This window comes from Kitasatospora sp. NPDC032121 (assembly GCF_055580145.1).
In genome coordinates this window covers 218,360-236,570 of the sequence record NZ_JBVILX010000003.1, presented here as the reverse complement: position 1 = coordinate 236,570, position 18,211 = coordinate 218,360, and the positions used below count along the sequence as shown (strand labels likewise).

The 18,211-nt window shown below is 72.6% G+C and carries 15 protein-coding genes, 1 pseudogene and 1 CRISPR repeat array (1 of these 17 only partly in view); of the genes and pseudogenes, 8 read left to right on the top strand and 8 right to left on the bottom strand.

The annotated features are described in order from the left end of the window. Positions 1–365: a CRISPR direct-repeat array (repeat unit 28 nt; unit sequence GTCGGCCCCGCGCTCGCGGGGATTGCTC); it reaches 273 nt to the left of the window's first position. Between the two features lie 184 nt (positions 366–549). Both ACZ5OX_RS12120 and ACZ5OX_RS12115 read right to left on the bottom strand, forming a co-directional pair. Continuing rightward, positions 550–3,033: a penicillin acylase family protein gene (locus ACZ5OX_RS12120; protein ID WP_465629802.1), complete on the bottom strand. Its 2,484-nt coding sequence runs from the start codon at positions 3,031–3,033 to the stop codon at positions 550–552. A 259-nt stretch (positions 3,034–3,292) separates the two neighbouring features. Next, complete coding sequence (locus tag ACZ5OX_RS12115; RefSeq protein WP_465629801.1) at positions 3,293–4,642, bottom strand: MFS transporter; 1,350 nt, start codon at positions 4,640–4,642, stop codon at positions 3,293–3,295. A 531-nt stretch (positions 4,643–5,173) separates the two neighbouring features. Here ACZ5OX_RS12115 and ACZ5OX_RS12110 point away from each other — a divergent pair. Both ACZ5OX_RS12110 and ACZ5OX_RS12105 read left to right on the top strand, forming a co-directional pair. After that, a complete protein-coding gene (locus ACZ5OX_RS12110; protein WP_465629800.1) occupies positions 5,174–5,386 on the top strand; it encodes a hypothetical protein in 213 nt (70 codons plus the stop codon). A 78-nt stretch (positions 5,387–5,464) separates the two neighbouring features. Next, positions 5,465–6,274: an AAC(3) family N-acetyltransferase gene (locus ACZ5OX_RS12105; protein WP_465629799.1), complete on the top strand. Its 810-nt coding sequence runs from the start codon at positions 5,465–5,467 to the stop codon at positions 6,272–6,274. 56 nt (positions 6,275–6,330) lie between these two features. Here ACZ5OX_RS12105 and ACZ5OX_RS12100 read toward each other — a convergent pair whose 3' ends face one another. The 5 genes from ACZ5OX_RS12100 to ACZ5OX_RS12080 form a co-directional block, all read right to left on the bottom strand. Continuing rightward, the gene (locus ACZ5OX_RS12100) at positions 6,331–7,875 is read right to left on the bottom strand and encodes a M1 family metallopeptidase (protein WP_465629798.1); all 1,545 of its coding nucleotides are present in this window, start codon (positions 7,873–7,875) and stop codon (positions 6,331–6,333) included. A 165-nt stretch (positions 7,876–8,040) separates the two neighbouring features. Next, on the bottom strand, positions 8,041–9,579 hold the full coding sequence (locus tag ACZ5OX_RS12095) for a M1 family metallopeptidase (protein WP_465629797.1): 1,539 nt from the start codon (positions 9,577–9,579) through the stop codon (positions 8,041–8,043). Between the two features lie 166 nt (positions 9,580–9,745). After that, complete coding sequence (locus ACZ5OX_RS12090; protein WP_465629796.1) at positions 9,746–10,618, bottom strand: sulfurtransferase; 873 nt, start codon at positions 10,616–10,618, stop codon at positions 9,746–9,748. A 202-nt stretch (positions 10,619–10,820) separates the two neighbouring features. Continuing rightward, positions 10,821–11,147, bottom strand: coding sequence for a hypothetical protein (locus ACZ5OX_RS12085; protein WP_465629795.1), 327 nt, complete (start codon positions 11,145–11,147; stop codon positions 10,821–10,823). Positions 11,148–11,311: 164 nt separating this feature from the next. Then, the gene (locus ACZ5OX_RS12080; protein ID WP_449787724.1) at positions 11,312–11,947 is read right to left on the bottom strand and encodes a polysaccharide deacetylase family protein; all 636 of its coding nucleotides are present in this window, start codon (positions 11,945–11,947) and stop codon (positions 11,312–11,314) included. Between the two features lie 482 nt (positions 11,948–12,429). Here ACZ5OX_RS12080 and ACZ5OX_RS12075 point away from each other — a divergent pair, with 482 nt between their 5' ends. Next, positions 12,430–13,290, top strand: a complete 861-nt coding sequence (locus ACZ5OX_RS12075; protein ID WP_449787725.1) for an SAM-dependent methyltransferase — start codon at positions 12,430–12,432, stop codon at positions 13,288–13,290. A gap of 46 nt (positions 13,291–13,336) precedes the next feature. Here ACZ5OX_RS12075 and ACZ5OX_RS12070 read toward each other — a convergent pair whose 3' ends face one another. Continuing rightward, a complete protein-coding gene (locus ACZ5OX_RS12070) occupies positions 13,337–14,206 on the bottom strand; it encodes an Fpg/Nei family DNA glycosylase (RefSeq protein ID WP_465629794.1) in 870 nt (289 codons plus the stop codon). Between the two features lie 462 nt (positions 14,207–14,668). On the opposite strand from ACZ5OX_RS12070, the gene ACZ5OX_RS12065 reads away from it, so the two are divergent. The 5 genes and pseudogenes from ACZ5OX_RS12065 to ACZ5OX_RS12045 form a co-directional block, all read left to right on the top strand. Next, complete coding sequence (locus ACZ5OX_RS12065) at positions 14,669–15,178, top strand: SRPBCC family protein (protein ID WP_465629793.1); 510 nt, start codon at positions 14,669–14,671, stop codon at positions 15,176–15,178. 98 nt (positions 15,179–15,276) lie between these two features. Continuing rightward, on the top strand, positions 15,277–15,939 hold the full coding sequence (locus ACZ5OX_RS12060; RefSeq protein ID WP_465629792.1) for a hypothetical protein: 663 nt from the start codon (positions 15,277–15,279) through the stop codon (positions 15,937–15,939). A 147-nt stretch (positions 15,940–16,086) separates the two neighbouring features. Further along, entirely contained in the window at positions 16,087–16,872 is a 786-nt protein-coding gene (locus tag ACZ5OX_RS12055; protein WP_465629791.1) for a DsbA family protein, read from the top strand. Next, positions 16,869–17,489, top strand: coding sequence for a vitamin K epoxide reductase family protein (locus ACZ5OX_RS12050; protein ID WP_465629790.1), 621 nt, complete (start codon positions 16,869–16,871; stop codon positions 17,487–17,489). Before ACZ5OX_RS12055 ends, ACZ5OX_RS12050 begins: the two co-directional genes overlap by 4 nt. A 64-nt stretch (positions 17,490–17,553) precedes the next feature. Next, a pseudogene (locus ACZ5OX_RS12045) lies at positions 17,554–18,108 on the top strand (dihydrofolate reductase family protein); the annotation flags it as partial. Positions 18,109–18,211 lie beyond the last annotated feature (103 nt).

Genomic DNA, 18,211 nt, shown 5'->3' with positions numbered 1-18,211 from the left:
CGCTTCACCGAGGGCTTCGAGTCCATCGTCAGGTCGGCCCCGCGCTCGCGGGGATTGCTCGTCTTGCTCGGACATGCGGTGCTGCGCCTCCTCGTCGGCCCCGCGCTCGCGGGGATTGCTCCGAGGACGCGCCGGCGAACGTCGTGCAGACGTTGTCGGCCCCGCGCTCGCGGGGATTGCTCCGCCGTTTCGTAGGCAAGCGTCGACTTGCCGTCGTCGGCCCCGCGCTCGCGGGGATTGCTCTCGCCCTGGTGACCGCCGAAGGCGCCGAAGCGCGTCGGCCCCGCGCTCGCGGGGATTGCTCCCATCGGTCACGGTGGTGAGCGGCTCCCACGGCGTCGGCCCCGCGCTCGCGGGTGGTGCCGCCTCCGGGGCAGACCTGCACGAGCTGCTGCATGCTCTCCAGCGGTCTCTCGGTGATGTGGTCCCGGCCGTTGCCACACAGGCGGGCGCCTGTCTGTTGTCGAAGGCGCACTGCCCGGTCCACGCGCGGGCGGCCGCCGTTGCGGGAACGGCGGCCGCCCGGTGTGCGGTCGGTGGTGGGGCGGGTCAGCGCCGCAGGGTGGTGACGGTGAGGCCCGGGGCGGTGCGGATCTCCGCTTCGGTGAAGCGCTCGGTCATCCACTGCTTGCGCGCGTAGGCGCGGGTCTGGTCGGTGTAGTGGGGTGAGGTCGGGTTGGCGGACTCGCCGTAGGTGAGCAGGGTGCGGGTGCGCGGGCCGTGGTCGGTGAGTTCGGTCGCCATCACGAAGCTGGCGCCGTGCGGGACGGTGCGGAGGTTGGTCGGGTAGGTGCCGCCTCCGGTGCCGGAGTCCGGCCCGGCCGTCATGACCACGTTGAAGCAGCCCAGTTGGTGGGAGCAGCCGTGCAGCGGGATGCCCGCCCAGCGCTGGACGCTGCCGATCGGGGCGTCCACGGGGAGGCCGCGGGTGGCCAGGTCCTTGACCGCGTCGGCCAGGGCGCGTTGGGCGTCGGGGTTGGCGGCGTCGATGCCGCGCGGGGTGGTCAGTGGCTGGGCGGGATCGGCGGGGACGGTCTGCCAGGCCGTCGTGCCGGTGCGTGCGAGCGCGTCCCGGTAGGCCTGCCAGAGCACGGTGCCGTGGCTGTCGGCGTCGGCCCGGGTGTCCCAGGCCGCGAGTACGTCGCAGGCCGGGCGGACGTCGACCGGGTTGCCGTCGGAGCCGGCGATCACCGGGTGGGCGCGGCAGAGGGTCACGGCGTCGTCGCGGTCGAGTTCGGCGCTCTGCACCCGGTTGCCGAACATCGTCGCCTGCAGTGTGCCGAGGGTGAAGCCGGGGGCGCCGAGGCCGTCGGTGCCGGCCCTGCGGTCGGCGATCATGCGCAGGCTCAGCTGCGAGCGCAGCATCCGTTCGGAGGCGCCCTTGTAGACGGTGGGCAGGCCGGTGATCGGGGCGTCCGCGTTGGTCAGGTACGGGCCGTTGTTGGCGTTGGCGACGTAGTCGGTGCGGGTCAGGCTCGGCTGCTTGGCGGGGCCGAAGACCCCGGGCACGAGCGCGTCCGGGTCGCTGCCCGGGTCGCAGGCGGTGGTCGAGCCGTCCAGGACCGGCCCGAGGGGGGTGACCGCGGCGAGGCAGCGGCCGAGTTGCTCGTCGGGGAGGTGGGGGACGGCGGAGGCGTCGGTGAACCAGGTGGTGCCGGTGGAGTCGACGGCCGTGGTGTACACCCAGGGGAGGCCCTGGTAGGTGCGCTGGGCTTGGCGCAGTTGGTCGAGGTTCTGGGCGCGGCCGATCGCCAGCCACTGGTTCAGCGAGCGGAGGTTCTCGGCGTTGGCGTCGCCGAAGGTGTAGGCGTACTGCCCGGTCCAGCCGTCGGCGAGGACGTAGCCGAGGCGGGAGCGGTAGACGGTCCGGTCGACGGTGGTGGGCGTCCCGTCGGCGGCCCGGACGGCGACCTGGACCTTCTCCTGCACCATCCGTTCGACCTTGCCGTCCACCAGGTAGGCGGTCGGGTCGCCGGGCACCAGGGTGAGCCGGTGGAGGGCGTAGTGGTCCGCGTAGCTGGTGGTGTGGCTCCAGGCGAGGCCGCGGGTGTGGCCGATCTGGAGGAACGGGATGCCGTAGATTCCCGCGCCGGCGATGTCCAGGACGCCGGGGATGGTCAGCTGGGCCTGGTAGAAGCGCTCCGGGCCGACCCAGTGGAGGTGGGGGTTGGCGAGCAGCAGACCGTTGCCGTTGCGGCTGGCGTCGCGCCCGATCGCCCAGGCGTTGCTGCCGAGTTCGGGGTTGTCGGCGGATCGACCGGGAGCGCCGATCAGGGGTACGGCCGCCGCCTGCTCGGACGTCTCGTCGCCGGGCCCGACCCCGGCGGCGGGCCAGACCCCGGCGGCGGGCCAGACCCCGGCGGCGGGCGCGGCCGCGGCGGCAGGCTCGGTCCCGGCGCCCGGGACGGCCGTGGCGATCTGCTTCTTGGCGGCGGCGCTGCCCGACATGGTGTTGACCTCGTAGAGGATGTTCCACAGGTCGTCCGCGGTGATCGGCCCGACCCAGTCCTTCCCCCGGCAGGACGGGTCCGGCAGGTGGTCGGCACCGGTGTCGCGCAGGTAGCGGTTGTATCCGGCGACGTAGCCGTCCACCAGTTGCCGCGCCTCGTCGGTCGGGCCGAGCGGCGCGGGGGTGGCCAGCAGGCGCTTGACCGTCCCGGTGCGCAGCACGCCCTGCTGGTAGGTGTCGCTCACCAGGTTGCTGACCCGGTCGACGGACTGGCCGTCGGGGCCGAAGCGGCGCGAGCGTTCGCCGCGCGTGGTGACCACCTGGTCGGCGAGCTGGCACAGGTTGTCCTGGGCGAAGGCGTATCCGTAGCCGTAGCCGAGGCCGCCGAAGTCGTGGGCCAGGACGTGCGGGACGCCGTACTCGGTCCGACTGATCCTGGCGGTCCAGCCGCCGCGGTCGGTCTCCGTGTCCGCCGCCTGTGCCGCGCCGGGTACCAGTGCCGTCAGCAGCGCGGACGTCACCCCGAGCGCGAGCGCACCCGAGGCGAAACGCCGTGCGCGTGAGTGGAACTGATGCCCATTCATTTTCTTGTCGTTCATCATGGCCCCAAACTGCCGTCGGGGGCGCCGCCGGTCATCGCCCCTCGGAACGACCCGGTCTCGGCCCCCTGGACCATCCGTGTACGTCTCGGGTCAGGGATGTTCCCTGTCCGCACCGCTTCTCCGTCGGACGATGCGGTTGTGGATCATCAGGGTCCGCGCCGGTCGGTCCCAGGCCGTCCTCGTCGAGCACGCCGACGACGAACTGCGGGCGCGCCGCCCGCTGAACGGCCCGGGGGTCGGCTCAACCCACCGAGGCCTTGGGCGACCGCACCGGCTCGGCCTCCGCCCCGCCGGCACCCGCCCCGCCGGCACCCGCTCCGCCGTCCCCCGTGCCACCGTCCACCTCGGCCAGCGTCGCCAACCGCCGGAGGCTGTACCGGCGTTGGAGCGCGCCGAGGCCGACGGTCGCCGCGCCGAGTCCGAGCCAGCCGATCGGCCCGGCGGCCATCACCACACCGGTGAGCAGCAGCGGACCGACCGACTTCTGCACCGACTGGGACATTCCGGCGACCCCCAGGTACGAGGCCCGGGCGCCCGGCGGGGCCAGCACGACCGCCAGTTCCCAGGAGCTGACCGAGCGCAGCAGTTCCGCCAGGGTGACCAGGATCGCCGCGGCCAGCAGCGCGACCGAGGCCAGGACCGGCCCGGCGCCGGTGGCGAGCACGATCAGCAGGCAGCCGCCCAGCACTGTCACTCCGTACCAGCGCACCGCCGCGGCCGCCCCGAGCGGCCCCTCCGCCCAGGCCGAGACCCGCAGTTGCAGCAGCACCACGAGAACCGTGTTGAGCACCAGGAAGATCGGGACGACGACGTGCGGCGCGCCGGTGTGGTGGACCAGCCAGAGCGGCAGCCCGACGTTGAGGATCGAGTCGTCCAGGCTCAGCGGCATGTCCAGCAGGACGAACCGCAGGTAGCCGCGGTCGCGCCAGGGGTTCGGCGGGGCGGCCGGCGCCCCGCCGGGCTCGTCCCCGGCCTTCGCCGCGACCAGGCCGCGCCCGGACGGCTCCCGGGTGCGCCAGACCAGGAGGGCGGCCAGCACGTAGGAGAGCCCGTTGGCCAGGATCAGCACCCGGTAGGCGGACGTGGTCCCCACCGCCAGCCCGATCGCCGCGACGCCCGCCCCGAGCGCGTACCCCGCGTTGGCCACGCTGCGGAACAGCGCCTGGTAGGTGGCCCGCCGCTCGCCCGCGACCCGGGTCGCGAACAGCATCTCCAGCGTCTTGGCGGCCCGCTCGGCCAGGCAGATCAGGGCCACCACGGGCAGCAGCGCGGCGAAGTCGTCGACCACCAGCAGCAGCGCCATCGCACTCAGCCGCAGCAGGTGGCAGCCGATCAGCAGCAGGCGCACCGGCACCCGCTCGGCCGCCCGCCCGGCCAGCGGGGACCCGGCGATCCCCGCCACCGCGCCCACCCCGAGCAGGAGACCCAGCTGCCGCGCGTCCATCCCGCAGACGTAGGTGAAGTAGAGCACCGAGGCCGCCGCCCACACCCCCGTGCCGGTCCGGTCGACGCACTGCGCCAGCAGCATGATCCGCGCGTCCCGCCCGCCCGGCGGCCGCCGCAGCTGCGCTATCAGTCCGTTCCCCCGCATGGCGGTCCCCCGTCGCACTCGACATCCGTCCCGAAATCAATCTCGACATCAAGATACTTCACATCAAGAGACTTGTGGAACCCCCGGGAACGCCGGTGGCGCCCGACCCCTCACAGGGCCGAGCGCCACCGGTGCCGCGACGGGCACCCGACGGGCCCGCCGCTCAGCGGCGGCCCAGCCCCCGCAGCAGCGCCGCGCCCGCTGCCTGGGCGCGCGCCAACTGCTTCAGTGGTCCGGACCGGCCACCTGGGGCCAACGGGCCATCTGGGACGCCGTACGACAGCTGCCGCCGGCCGACGCGCCGCGCTACAACATCGCCACCGCGGCACCGCTGGGCCCGGGGCGGCCCCTGCCCGCCCTGCTCACGGCGCTGCAGCAGCTACCGCACCTGCACGACTCACTGCACACCCGACTGCTCCCCGACGAGGCCGACTGCCTCCGCCAAGCCGCCGACGGTGAAGTCCTCTTGGACGTCCCCCTGCAACTGCAGCCCGCTGCGGGCTGAGCCCGGCCATGACGGCGGATCCGTCGGTGCTCCCACGTTCCGCGATGCAGCGGTTCCTCTACGGTGTCGAGGAGTTGATCCCCACCGAGGCCAACGCCGTGGCCGACGCCGAGGTCGCCACCGAAGCCGCGCCCGAAGGCGCACCCGAGGCCGCGCCCGGCCGACGCCGCGGACTCCGGGGCCGAGGCCCGGACCGCCGCAGGGCCCTCCGCCCACGCCTGACCCCGAGGCCGTCCTGACCGCCTGTCAGTGCCACACGCTATGGTCGGCCTCGAACGATCCCAGCACGAACAGCACCACCGTCACCAGGGGGCACCATGACCACACCGGGCACCGGCCCGCTCACCACCGCCGACCTCGTGGAGGGCTGGCACCGGGTGGGCGTCCGTGCGGGCATGGCGCTGATCGTGCACTCCTCGCTCTCCAGCCTCGGCCGGGTCGAGGGCGGCGCGGCGGCCGTGGTGGCCAGCCTGCGCGAGGCGGTCGGGCCCGGCGGCACCGTCGCCGCGCCCACCTTCACCTCGGACACCGTCCGTGACCCGGCCCCCGGGCACAGCGGTCCGCCCGGCCCCGGGGTCGCCGAGCTCCGCGCCGCCGTCCCGCTCTTCCACCCAGGGCTGCCCGCCACCACGGGCGCGGTGGCGGAGGCGCTGCGCGCCCTGCCGGAGAGCCTCCGCAGCAGCCACCCGCAGGTCTCGGTCGCCGCCGTCGGCGCGCACGCCAAGGAGGTCACCGCCCGGCGCTCGCTCGGCTTCGCCGTCGGTCGGGAGTCGCCGTTCGGTGCGCTGCACGATCTCGGCGGCTACGTGCTGCTGGTCGGCGTCGGTCACAACCGCAACACCTTCCTGCACTACGCCGAGACCTTCGCCCCCAACCGTCGGCTCAAGCTCCGCCGCTTCCCGATGGCGATCCAGGGCGAGCGGGTCTGGATCGAGGCGCCGGACGTCGCGGACGACAACGGCGCCCACTTCCCGGTCGTGGGGCGGGAGTTCGAGGAGCGAGCGGGAATCCGGGAGGTGCTGGTCGGCGACGCTCCCTGCCGCCTGATCCCGGTCCGCGACCTCATACCCTTCGCCGTCCGCCGCCTGACCGAGCTGCTGGCGGCGGACGGCCCCGGAGCGGCATAGGCCGGGCCGGCGGTCCCGCCGTACGCGCGGAACCGCCGACTCCTTCCCGCCTGCCGTCAGTGACGGTCCTCGTGGACCGAGTTGGTCTCCTGGATCTTCTTCCAGGACTTCGGCTCCACCGGCAGCTGCGCCTGCGCCGCCCGGCTCGCACCCGTCTCCGCACCCGGCGCCGGCGAGGCGACGGCCGCGGCGCCCGGCGCCACCGGCCCGACGGCCGGCTTGCCGGCCGTGAACAGCCAGGTGTTCAGCAGATCGCCGAGCTTCTGGCCCGACACCTTCTCCGCGTACGCCTGGAACTCCGGGATGGTGGCGTTGCCGTAACGGCGCTCGGTGGGCCAGCCCTTCAGGATCCGGAAGAACTTCTCGTCCCCGACGGCGTTGCGCAGTGCCTGGATGGCCACCGCGCCGCGATCGTACACGGCGCTCGCGAACTGGTCGTCCGGGCCCGGGTCGCCCGGCTTGACGGTCCAGAACGGGTCGTCGGCCGGGTGCGAGGCGTAGATGTAGTCGGCCAACTCCTGTGCGGTGCCCTCGTTCTCGTGCTCGGACCAGAGGAACTGGGCGTAGCGGGCGAAGCCCTCGTTCAACCAGATGTCGCTCCAGCGGGAGAGCGAGACGCTGTCGCCGTACCACTGGTGGGCCAACTCGTGCACGACCACGGAGGTGTTGGACCCCTTGGCGAACAGCCCGGGGCCGTAGGAGACCCGGGTCTGGGTCTCCAGGGCGCCGCTGGACCGGATGTTGGCGACGTAGCCGCCGGCCGAGCTGAACGGGTACTCCCCGAAGTAGCCGCTCAGCCAGTCCACCAGCTCGCCGGTGCGCTCCACGCTCGCCCGGGCGGCATCCGCGTTCTCGCCCAGGTCCTTGCTGTAGGCGTTGTAGACCGGCAGCCCGCCGGCCGTGGTGTCCTGGGTGATGTCGAACTTGCCGATCGCGAGTGTCGCCAGGTACGTCGCCTGCGGCTTGTTCTCCCGCCAGCTGTACCGGGTCCAGCCCGCCTGGGAGGTGGTGCCGGCCAGCACGCCGTTGCTGATCACCTGGGTGCCGTTCGGCACCTGGACCGAGACGTCGAAGGTCGCCTTGTCGCTCGGGTGGTCGTTGCTGGGGAACCACCACCCGGCCGACACCGGCTCGCCGGACGCGACCGCACCGTCGGGGGTACGGCGCCAGGCGGTGTAGCCGCCGTACTTCTTCACGGTGGACGGCACGTCCTTGTAGCGCACCACCACGGTGGCCTGGCTGCCCTTGGCGAGCGGCCGGGCGGGAGTGATCTCCAACTCCTGATCGCCGCTGGCGGCGAAGGTCGCAGGCCGGCCGTTGACCCGGACCTCGGAGACGTTCAGCGTGAAGTCGAGGTTGAACCGGGAGAGGTCCTGGGTCGCCGTGGCGAGGATGGTCGTGGTGCCCTCCAGCTCGTCGGTCGCGGGCTGGTACTTCAGCCGGATGTCGTAGTGCGAGACGTCGTACCCGCCGTTGCCGAGGGTCGGGTAGTACGGGTCGCCGACGCCGTCCGCGCCGGGCTGGAAGTCGGCAGCCGAGGCGGGGACGGCCAGGAACAGGCTCAGCGCGCTGGCAGCGGAGACGATCAACCTCTTGCGCACATGGTCCTCCAGGAATCACCGGAACGATTGGGTTGAACCGATCCTTGTCCCGGAGGCCCCGCTCCCACTCCCCGATCGTGAGACCTTCATGAAAAGAAACACGCCGAAATGACGGCTTCGCGGCACTGCCGCGAAGCCGTCACGCCACTCGAAGCCGATCCGTCGTCAGTTGTGGGCCTCGTGGACCGAGTTGGTCTCCTGGATCTTCTTCCAGGACTTCGGCTCCACCGGCAGCTGCGCCTGCGCCTTGGCCGCGCCCGTCTCCGCACCCGGCGCCGGCGAGGCGACGGCCGCAGCGCCCGGCGCCACCGGCCCGACGGCCGGCTTGCCGGCCGTGAACAGCCAGGTGTTCAGCACGTCGCCGAGCTTCCGGCCCGACACCTTCTCCGCGTACGCCTGGAACTCCGGGATGGTGGCGTTGCCGTAACGACGCTCGGTGGGCCAGCCCTTCAGGATCCGGAAGAACTTCTCGTCCCCGACGGCGTTGCGCAGCGCCTGGACGGCCACCGCGCCGCGATCGTACACGGCGCTCGCGAACTGGTCGTCCGGGCCCGGGTCGCCCGGCTTGACGGTCCAGAACGGGTCGTCGGCCGGGTGCGAGGCGTAGACGTAGTCGGCCAACTCCTGTGCGGTGCCCTCGTTCTCGTGCTCCGACCAGAGGAACTGGGCGTAGCGGGCGAAGCCCTCGTTCAACCAGATGTCGCTCCAGCGCGAGAGCGAGACGCTGTCGCCGTACCACTGGTGGGCCAACTCGTGCACGACCACCGAGGTGTTGGAGCCCTTCGCGAACTGCCGGGGGCTGTAGAAGATCCGGGTCTGGGTCTCCAGGGCGTAGCCGGTCGGGACGTTGGGGACGTAGCCGCCGACCGAGCTGAACGGGTACTCGCCGAAGTAGCCGCTCAGCCAGTCCACCAGCTCGCCGGTGCGCTCCACGCTGGCCCGGGCGGCATCCGCGTTCTCGCCCAGGTCCTTGCTGTACGCGTTGTAGACCGGCAGCCCGCTCGGTGTGGTGTCCCGGGTGACGTCGAACTTGCCGATCGCCAGCGTGGCCAGGTACGTCGCCTGCGGCTTGTTCTCGCGCCAGCTGTACCGGGTCCAGCCCGCCTGGGAGGTGGTGCCGGTCAGCAGGCCGTTGCTGATCGCCTGGGTGCCGTCCGGTACCAGCACGGAGACGTCGTAGGTGGCCTTGTCGCTCGGGTGGTCGTTGCTGGGGAACCACCACCAGGCTGCCTCGGGCTCGTTGGCCGCGATCCCGCCGTCCGGGGTGCGGTGCCAGCTGGTGAACCCGTACTTCTTCACGGTGGACGGCACCCCCTTGTACCGCACCACCACGGTGGCCTGGCTGCCCTTGGCGAGCGGCCGGGCGGGAGTGATCTCCAGCTCCTGCTCCCCGCTGGTGGCGAAGGTCGCCGGCCGGCCGTTGACCCGGACCTCGGAGACGTTCAGCGCGAAGTCGAGGTTGAACCGGGAGAGGTTCTGGGTCGCCGTGGCGAGGATGGTCGTGGTGCCCTCCAGCTCGTCCGTGGCGGGCTGGTACTTCAGCCGGATGTCGTAGTGCGAGACGCGGTACCCGCCGTTGCCGTAGGTGGGGTAGTACGGGTCGCCGACCCCGGCCGCGCCGGGCTGGAAGTCGGTAGCCGAGGCGGGGACGGCCAGGAACAGGCTCAGGGCACTGGCAGCGGAGACGATCAGTCTCTTGCGCACGTGGTCCTCCAGGGATCACCGGAACGATTGGGTCGGATCGATCCTTGTCCCGGAGGCCCTGCTCTCACTCCCCACTCGTGAGATGTTCATGAAAAGAAACGCACCGACATGACCGCTTCGCAGCACTGCCGCGAAGCCGTCACGCCGTCTCACCCCCGCCCGCCCCTCACGCCCCGAGCACCACCGGCGCCCGCACCAGCGAGCCGTACTCCGTCCACGAGCCGTCGTAGTTCTTGACGTGCGGGTAGCCGAGCAGCTCGGTGAGCGCGAACCAGGTGTGCGCGGACCGCTCGCCGATCCGGCAGTACGCGATCACCTCGCGCTCCGGCTCCACGCCCTTCCCCCCGTACAGCGCCCGCAGCTCCTCCGCCGAGCGGAACGACCCGTCGTCGTTGGCCGCCTGCGACCACGGGATGTTGACCGCGCCCGGGATGTGCCCGGGCACCTGCGCCTGCTCCTGCGGCAGGTGCGGGGGCGCGATCAGCTCGCCCCGGAACTCGGCGGGCGAGCGGACGTCCACCAGCACCGCGTCCGCGCCGGGCTTGGCGAACACCTCGGCCTTCGCCAGGACCTCGTCCCGCAGCGCCCGCAGCTCCGGCCGCTCGGGCCCGTCGAGCCGGTAGCCGCTGTGCTGGTAGTCCATCACCTCGTGGGTGAGCTCCCGCCCCTCCAGCTCCCACTTCTTGCGCCCGCCGTCCAGCAGCCGCACCGGCCCGTAGCCGCGCAGCCGCAGCAGCCAGTAGGCGTAGGTGGCGAACCAGTTGTTGTTGCCGCCGTAGAGCACCACCGTGGTGTCGTCCTCGACCCCGGCCGCCCGCAGCAGGTGCTGGACGCCGTCGCGGTCGATGTAGTCCCGGCCGACCTGGCTGTGCAGATCGGTGGTCCAGTTCCAGCCGACCGCCCCGGGGATGTGATCCCGGTCGAAGGCCTCGGTGTCCTCGTCCACGTCGACGACCCGGATCGTCCCGTCGTCCAGGTGATGGGCCAGCCATTCGGTGTGGACCAACGCCTCGGGGTGCGCGTAGCCGTTGCCGGTCATCCCAGGCCCTCCTTCGCTCCGCCCAGGCTGCAGCGCCCGACCACGGGCTCAGCGGGCCGCGCGGCGACGGCAGGACGTACGGGCACGGCGAGGCGCCGGCGACCGGGCCGGACAGTTCGAACCTACGCCGTCCGTCCGGCCCGGGCCACCCCGCGCCCCCTTGACCTCGCCCCCGCGCCCGCCCCTCCCCCTCCCCCTTCGCTCAGGAGAAGACGACGGAGCGCAGCTTCAGCCGGTCACCGAGCTTCTTGCCGGGGTTCATGACGTAGAACACGTCACCCGCGCAGTCGGCGGCCAGGTAGACCGTGGCCGTGGAGCGGGTGAGGTTCTCCGGCGCGAAGCCCGGGTCGGCCTCGGTCGTCCACGGCAGGTCGATGCACGTACCGCTCTTCGGGTCGGCCAGGCCGGTGACGACCCCCGGGCCGACCTTGTAGAGGAAGTCGCCCTCCGCGGCATTGGCGGAGAACGGAACGGCGAGGACGAGGGCGATGGCACTGGCGGCGGCGAGCACGGCGTTGCGGAGACGCATGGGTGAGGGCCTTTCAGGTGGTACTCGGCGGTACCCGGTTAGTGATGCGAGATCACCCTAGAGGCCCAAAATCCGCAGAAACGCTTCTTCTAATCCACCTATTCGAGTGATTCAGAGGTTGAAACCGCTACCTGCCTTCATTCGAAAGCCACCGGAAATCCCACTCAGTTCGGCGGGGCCGTGAAGTAGTACCCGGAGTCGACGAGCACCGGCAGGTACGCCTTCAGCGCCGCCACCGTCTGCGACCGGTCCCCGCCGCCGTCGTGGTTGAGCACGATCGCCCCGGGCCGGACGTTCTTGAGCACCCGGTCGATGATCGCCGAGGTCCCGGGCCGCGCCCAGTCCCGCGGGTCCACGGACCAGGCCATGTTCCGCATCCCGAGGTCGGCGGCCACCTTGAGCGCGGTCGGGGACCAGTCCCCGCCCGGCGCGCGGAACCAGGTGGGCTGCCGACCGGTGGTCCTTTGCAGCAGGTCCGAGGTGCGCTCCAGCTCGTCCCGCACCTTGCCCTCCGGGAGGTGCCGCAGGTCCGGGTGGGTCCAGGTGTGGTTGGCGATGTGGTGGCCGCGGTCCGCGATCTCCCGCACCAGGGCGGGGTGCTCGACGGCGTTCTCGCCGATCAGGAAGAAGGTCGCCCTGACCCCGTACTGCTCGAACAGCGTCAGCACGGTCGGGGTGTGGCGGGGATCCGGGCCGTCGTCGATGGTGAGCGCCACCACCCGCCGATCCGGGTCCAGGTCGTACACCGGCTTGCCCTCCTCCTCACTGAGCGCCCTGCGCAGGGGCAGCGCACTGGGCACGCTGGCCGACGGGGCCCCAGACGGCGGCACCGGCGAGGTCACCGTGGACGGCCCGCTCCCCGGGGTGGCCGCCGACAGCGCGGCGGACGGCTCGCCCCCCGCCCCCTCGGGCCCCGCCGGAGCGGACGGGGCGGCGGCATCGGTCGCCCCCGCCGTGGCGCCGCCCTCCCCCTCACCCCAGGTGCTCCGACATCCGGCAGCCGTCCCCAGGAGGGACATTCCGGCCGCGACCAGCAGCAATCTACGCGAAGTAATGTGACGATCTGACAGCATTGTGGATGCTTCCCCCGGCCGCCACCGCCGCTCCCCGGAGGCAACTCAGACGGACCCGATCACCACTCCGACGGCCCAGGGGCACCGGCCGCACACCCCGTTTCCCGGATTCTTCCACGGATCTTCCCCGACCGGACGCCCCGCCTCCTCCCGGGCCCGCTACGCTGTGCCTTCCCCAGTGTGATGATCTGCCATCAGAGGACGTGGCCATGACGACAAGTCAGGACTTCCCCCACCAGGGCCAGCAGGACGACCACGCGACCGAGCTCAGCCAGTGGGAACGTTTCGGTGTCGACACCACCGCCCCGCACTCTGCGCGCGTCTACGACTACTGGCTGGGAGGAAAGACCAACTTCCCGCCGGACCGCGCCATGGGGCAGGCCATCGAGCAGGCCGTACCGAGCGTCAAGGCGATGGCCAAGGCCAACCGGGCGTTCCAGGGCCGGGCCGTGCGCTACCTCGCCCAGGAGCACGGCATCCGCCAGTTCCTCGACCTCGGCACCGGCATCCCGACGTCGCCGAACACCCACGAGATCGCCGAGGCGGTCAGCCCGGGGACCCGGGTGGTCTACGTCGACAACGACCCGATCGTGCTCACCCACGCCCGCGCGCTGATGGTCTCCAGCCCGGCCAGCCGCACCACCTACATCCACGCCGACCTGCGCAAGCCCGAGGAGCTGTTCGCCGACCCGGCGCTCACCTCCACCCTCGACCTCACCCAGCCGGTCGGCCTGCTGATGATCGCCGTGCTGATGCTGATCGCGGACGAGGACGACCCGTGGGGCCGGGTCGCCGCGCTGCGCGACGCCCTGCCGGTCGGCAGCTGCATCGCGCTGACCACCCCCACCCCGGACTTCGACCCGGAGGCCGTCGGCAAGGTCGCCGAGGCCGCCCGGGCCGGCGGCATGACCCTGGTGCCGCGCGGCTACGACGACGTGGTCCGCTTCTTCGACGGCTGGGAGCTGGTCGAGCCGGGCGTCGCCCCGGTACTGGCCTGGCGCCCGGACGGCGAGCCCCCGGCGGACCCGAAGGCCGCGTACTACTGGGGCGGCGTCGCGATCAAGCGCTGACGCCACCGGCACGCCTCCGTCCGACGGGCCCCGTCGGACGGAGGCGTCACTTCAGCAGCCGCGACAGCCGCCGGTCCGCCAACGGTTTGCCTCCGGTCTGGCAGGTCGGGCAGTACTGCAGCGAGGAGTCCGCGAACGACACCTCGCGGATGGTGTCCCCGCACACCGGGCACGGCGAGCCGGCCCTGCCGTGCACCCGCAGTCCGAGCTTCTTCTCCGCCTTCAGCTCCCCCGCCGCCAGCCCCCGCGAACGCTCCACCGCCTCGCGCAACGTCCCGCCGAGCGCCTCGTACAGCCGGGCCACCTCGTCCTCCGTCAGGCTCCCGGCGATCTTGTACGGCGACATCCGCGCCGCGTGCAACACCTCGTCCGAGTACGCGTTGCCCACCCCGGCCAGCACCCTCTGGTCCCGCAGCACCCCCTTGAGCCGCCGCCGCTCGCCGCGCAACAGCCCAGCGAAGTCCTCCAGGCCGAACCCCGGGTCCAGCGGGTCCGGCCCGAGCCCGGCCACCCCCGGCACCTCGGCCGGATCGCGCACCACGTACACCGCCAGCCCCTTCTTCGTCCCGGCCTCGGTGAGCTCGAAACCGTCCCCGGCCTCCCCCGCCAGCCGCACCCGCAACGCCAGCGGATTGCGCGGCCCCGGCCGCGGCGGCTCGGCGGGCAGCCTGTCCTTCCACCGCAACCACCCGGCCCGAGCCAGGTGCACCACCAAGTGCAGCCCCTCCACCTCGATGTCCAGGAACTTGCCCCGCCTGCTCACCCCGCCGACCGTCCGCCCCTCCAACCCCGTCACCGGCGGGTCGTACGTCTTCAACGCACTGATCGCCACCGGCTGCACCCGAGCGATCACCCGCCCGGTCAACCGCTCGGACAGAAAGGCACTCAGCGCCTCGACCTCAGGCAGCTCCGGCATGCGCCCAGTCTCCCCCACCCCGCCCCCACCCGCGCGCCACAAGCCCCAGACCCCACCCGCAGCAACGACCCACCCACCCCACCCCCAGCGAGAGAAACATCCCCACCCACAGCACCCACCCCCCACCCCTCCCACCCCACCACCCAGCGAGGGGAACATCCCCACCCGCAGCAACCACCCACCCACCCCTCCCCACCCCAGCGAGAGGGACGCGCTGCGGGAGGGGGCGGCGGAGGGGGTGGGTGCGGAGAGGGGCGTGGCGGGTGATTTTCAGACTGCCAACGGTCTCAACACCCCACCGCCAGGGTTGGCAGTCTGAAAATCATCCAGCCCCCGGAGCGCCCACCCCCGGAGCCGCCCCCGGCCCCCCACCCTCCCGAAAGCCCCCCGTCCACCCCAGCACCCCCATTGCCCACCCCACCCCCAGGGCGCAGGCTGGAACACAGGGAGGTGCACCGCCCCATGAGCACCCTTGAGGAACAGATCGACATCGCCGCCCCCGTCCTCGCCGCCTGGGAGCAGCTCCACCGGGTGCACGAGTACCCCCGATTCGTCGACGGCGTCCGCAGCGCCCACCCGCACGGCCGGAACCTCGCGCACCTCGGGGTGGAGATCGACGGCGACGAGCGCTCGGTCGACGCCGAGATCACCGACCGCGGCCGGGGCCGGGTGATGTCCTGGCGGACCACGGACGCCCCCCGGCTGCGCGGCGCCTTCGCGCTGCTGCCGCTCGACGCCGGGCACACCCGGTTGCAGATCCGGGTGGAGTACGACCCGGAGGCGCTGCACCGGGAGTTCGGCGGGCCGCGCGGCTTCGCCCAGGCCGGGGCGATCGAGCGGGCGGTGCGCGAGGATCTGGACCACTTCCGGGAGCTGGTCGAGGCACGGGTGAACGCCGCCGAGGCCCACTCGGAACCGTCGGACACCCCCGCCCCGGCCCCCGGCCCAGCCCCCGACCACCACCGCCCGTAAGCGCTGCATAAGCCCAGCTCAGGACGGGTGGTGAAGCTGTTCACAGCTCACCACCCGGCAGACCGTTCCAGTTTCAACCTGTGGCAGACTCGGGTCCCATGGACATCGGCCCGGTCACCAGGACGCTCCGCGCGGCGGTCTTCGCCGCGCTGGTCGTGCTGCTCGCCGGGCTCGGCCAGGTGCTGGTGACCGGCCGTGAGCTGCCGGTCGGCCCGATGCTGCCGGCCTTCGCCGGCGTCTTCGCGGTGGCCTTCGCGCTGGCCGGCCGTGAGCGCGGCTACCCGGCGATCGCGGCGGTGTTCCTGCCGCTGCAGCTGGGCACCGGCGCGCTGTTCGACCTCGCGCAGAGCACCTGTCCCTCGCTGCCGCCCGGTGCCGGGCACGGCCTGCGGCCGCTGCTGTGCGGCGGCGGCTCGCTCGGCGGGTTCCTGCTCGGCCACGGCGCCTCCGCGCAGACCGGCGTACTGCTGCTCCTGCTCGTGCTGCACACGGTGATCGCGCTGGCCGGCGCCTACTGGCTGCGCCGCGCGGACGCCGCGCTGGGCTGCCTGGCCGGTGCCGTCCGGATGCTGGGCGAGTTCCTGCACCGCCACCTGCCCGCCGCCGCCCGCTGGCTGCGGCTGCTGTTCGCCCCGCTGCCGGCCCGTCCGCCGGCGCGGGTGCCGTTTCCCCGGGCCAGCCGCACGCTGGTCCCCGCCGAGGACGTCGTCGTCCGTCCGGCCGTCCGGCGCGGTCCGCCGGTGTTCGCCCTGGCCGCCTGAGCGACGGCGCTCCCGCCCGCTCGACCGGCTGTTCTCTCCCCTCCCCGCGGTCCCCGACCCTCCCCACGGTCCCCGACCGGCCCCTCCACGCGGTCCCCGACCGACCGCGTGCCTCCCCGTACGCCCGAGAGCACAGGACGACACCCCATGAGCAACACTCGCAAGGCCGACAAGAAGGCCTCCGCCACCGACCGCATGCGCGCCGCCCGGGCCCAGGCCGAGCGCTCCGACCGGATCCGCCGCCGGGTGGTGGTCGGCGGCGCCTCCGCCGCCGTGCTCGCCCTGGCGGCGGGCGTGGCCTTCGCCGTCGGCGGCTCCTCCGGCTCGGGCTCCGCGAACGGCCCGCTGGTCGTGCCGGCCAACGCGGGCGGCACCGGCGGCACCGTGATCACCTACGGCAAGGCCGACGCCCCGCACACCCTGGAGGTCTACGAGGACTTCCGCTGCCCGTTCTGCGAGCAGCTGGAGACGACCACCGGCAAGGCGATCCAGCAGCTCGCCGACGAGGGCACCTACAAGGTCGAGTACCACCTGGCGACGTTCCTGGACAACAACCTCGGCGGCAAGGGCTCGCGCACCGCGCTGGCCGCCGCCGGCGCCGCGCTGAACGAGGGCGTGGACAAGTTCAAGGCCTTCCACGACGTGCTGTACGCCAACCAGCCGGACGAGCGCAGCGACGCCTTCGGCGACGTCAACCACATCCTGGACCTGGCCGGCCAGGTGCCAGGTCTGAAGACCGACGCCTTCGTGAAGGCGGTCACCGACCAGACCTACGCCCCGTGGGCGGCCAAGGTCAACGAGGAGTTCAACAAGAGCGACGTGACCGGCACCCCGACCGTCAAGCTGGACGGCAGGAAGCTGGACGTCCTCAGCAACGGCAAGGCCGTCTCCCCCGAGCAGTTCACCGCGATGGTCAAGCAGGTGACCGGATGACGGCCGGCTCCCCCGCCGTACGGCCCACGTACGGCGCGAGCCGCCCGTTCGCCTGGCTGCTGCTGATCGGGGGCGCGGTCGGCCTGTTCGCCTCGACGGTCCTCACGCTGGACAAGATCCGGCTGCTGGAGGACCCGTCGTACGTCCCCAACTGCAACATCAACCCGATCATCAGCTGCGGTTCGATCATGCGCAGCGAGCAGGCGGAGGCCTTCGGCTTCCCCAACTCGCTGATCGGGCTGGTCGCCTTCGGGGTGGTCGTCGCGGTCGGTGCCGGGCTGCTCTCGGGGGCGGCGTTCCGGCGCTGGTTCTGGCTGGGCCTGCAGGCCGGGACGGTGTTCGGGGTCGGCTTCGTGACCTGGCTGATGTACCAGGCGCTGTACCGGATCGGCGCGCTCTGCCCGTACTGCATGGTGGTGTGGGCCGCGGTGATCCCGCTGTTCTGGTACACCACGCTGCACAACCTGCGTTCCGGTGTGATCCCGGTGGGCCCGCGGCTGCGGGTGGCCGTCCGGGAGGCGGCCCGCTACCACTGGGTCGTCCCGGCGCTCTGGTACGCGGTGATCGCGCTGCTGGTCCTCAACCGGTTCTGGTACTACTGGAGCACCCTGATCTGATCCCCGTCCGCCGCCCTGCCCGCTCCGGCGGGAGGGCGGCGGACCGTCCTCCCCGTGGGGTGCCATGCGTCGCAGGATCGTTCTCTTCGTCTCCGTGTCGGTCGACGGCTACTTCGAGGGTCCGGACCACGACCTCGGCTGGAACCTCGTCGACGACGAGGTGCACACCCACTTCAACCGGGTGCTCGCCCGGATGGGTGGTTTCGTCTCCGGCCGGGTGACGCACGAGCTGATGGCCTCCGTCTGGCCCACCGCCGACCAGGACCCGGACGCCGACGCCACGGTGGCCGAGTTCGCGGGCATCTGGCGCGCGATGCCGAAGACGGTCTTCTCCCGGACCCTCGACCGCGCCGACTGGAACACCACCGTCGTCCGCGAGGTCACCCCGGAGTCGGTCGCCGCCCTCACCGCCGGTCCCGGCGGCGACCTCGCCCTCAGCGGCGCGAACCTGGCGGAGTCCTTCCTCGCCCAGGACCTCATCGACGAGTTCCGCTTCTACGTCCACCCCGTCGTCCTCGGCCGCGGCACCCTCTTCTTCCGCCCCGCCGACCACCCCGTCCCGCTCACCCTCAAGGACACCCACCGCTTCACCAACGGCGTCACCATGCTCCACTACGAGCGCGGGGGGGGGGGGGCGCGGGGGGGGGGGGGGGGGGGGGGGGTGGGGGGGGGGGGGGGGGGGGGGGGTGGGGGGGGGGGGGGGGGGGGGGGGGGGGGGCGTG

What these genes read in the sequence shown, in the direction of transcription:
- ACZ5OX_RS12120 (WP_465629802.1), bottom strand. Translation starts at nt 3,033, where the DNA reads ATGAATGGGCATCAGTTCCACTCACGCGCACGGCGTTTCGCCTCGGGT.
- ACZ5OX_RS12115 (WP_465629801.1), bottom strand. Translation starts at nt 4,642, where the DNA reads ATGCGGGGGAACGGACTGATAGCGCAGCTGCGGCGGCCGCCGGGCGGG.
- ACZ5OX_RS12105 (WP_465629799.1), top strand. Translation starts at nt 5,465, where the DNA reads ATGACCACACCGGGCACCGGCCCGCTCACCACCGCCGACCTCGTGGAG.
- ACZ5OX_RS12090 (WP_465629796.1), bottom strand. Translation starts at nt 10,618, where the DNA reads ATGACCGGCAACGGCTACGCGCACCCCGAGGCGTTGGTCCACACCGAA.
- ACZ5OX_RS12085 (WP_465629795.1), bottom strand. Translation starts at nt 11,147, where the DNA reads ATGCGTCTCCGCAACGCCGTGCTCGCCGCCGCCAGTGCCATCGCCCTC.
- ACZ5OX_RS12075 (WP_449787725.1), top strand. Translation starts at nt 12,430, where the DNA reads ATGACGACAAGTCAGGACTTCCCCCACCAGGGCCAGCAGGACGACCAC.
- ACZ5OX_RS12070 (WP_465629794.1), bottom strand. Translation starts at nt 14,206, where the DNA reads ATGCCGGAGCTGCCTGAGGTCGAGGCGCTGAGTGCCTTTCTGTCCGAG.
- ACZ5OX_RS12065 (WP_465629793.1), top strand. Translation starts at nt 14,669, where the DNA reads ATGAGCACCCTTGAGGAACAGATCGACATCGCCGCCCCCGTCCTCGCC.
- ACZ5OX_RS12060 (WP_465629792.1), top strand. Translation starts at nt 15,277, where the DNA reads ATGGACATCGGCCCGGTCACCAGGACGCTCCGCGCGGCGGTCTTCGCC.
- ACZ5OX_RS12055 (WP_465629791.1), top strand. Translation starts at nt 16,087, where the DNA reads ATGAGCAACACTCGCAAGGCCGACAAGAAGGCCTCCGCCACCGACCGC.
- ACZ5OX_RS12050 (WP_465629790.1), top strand. Translation starts at nt 16,869, where the DNA reads ATGACGGCCGGCTCCCCCGCCGTACGGCCCACGTACGGCGCGAGCCGC.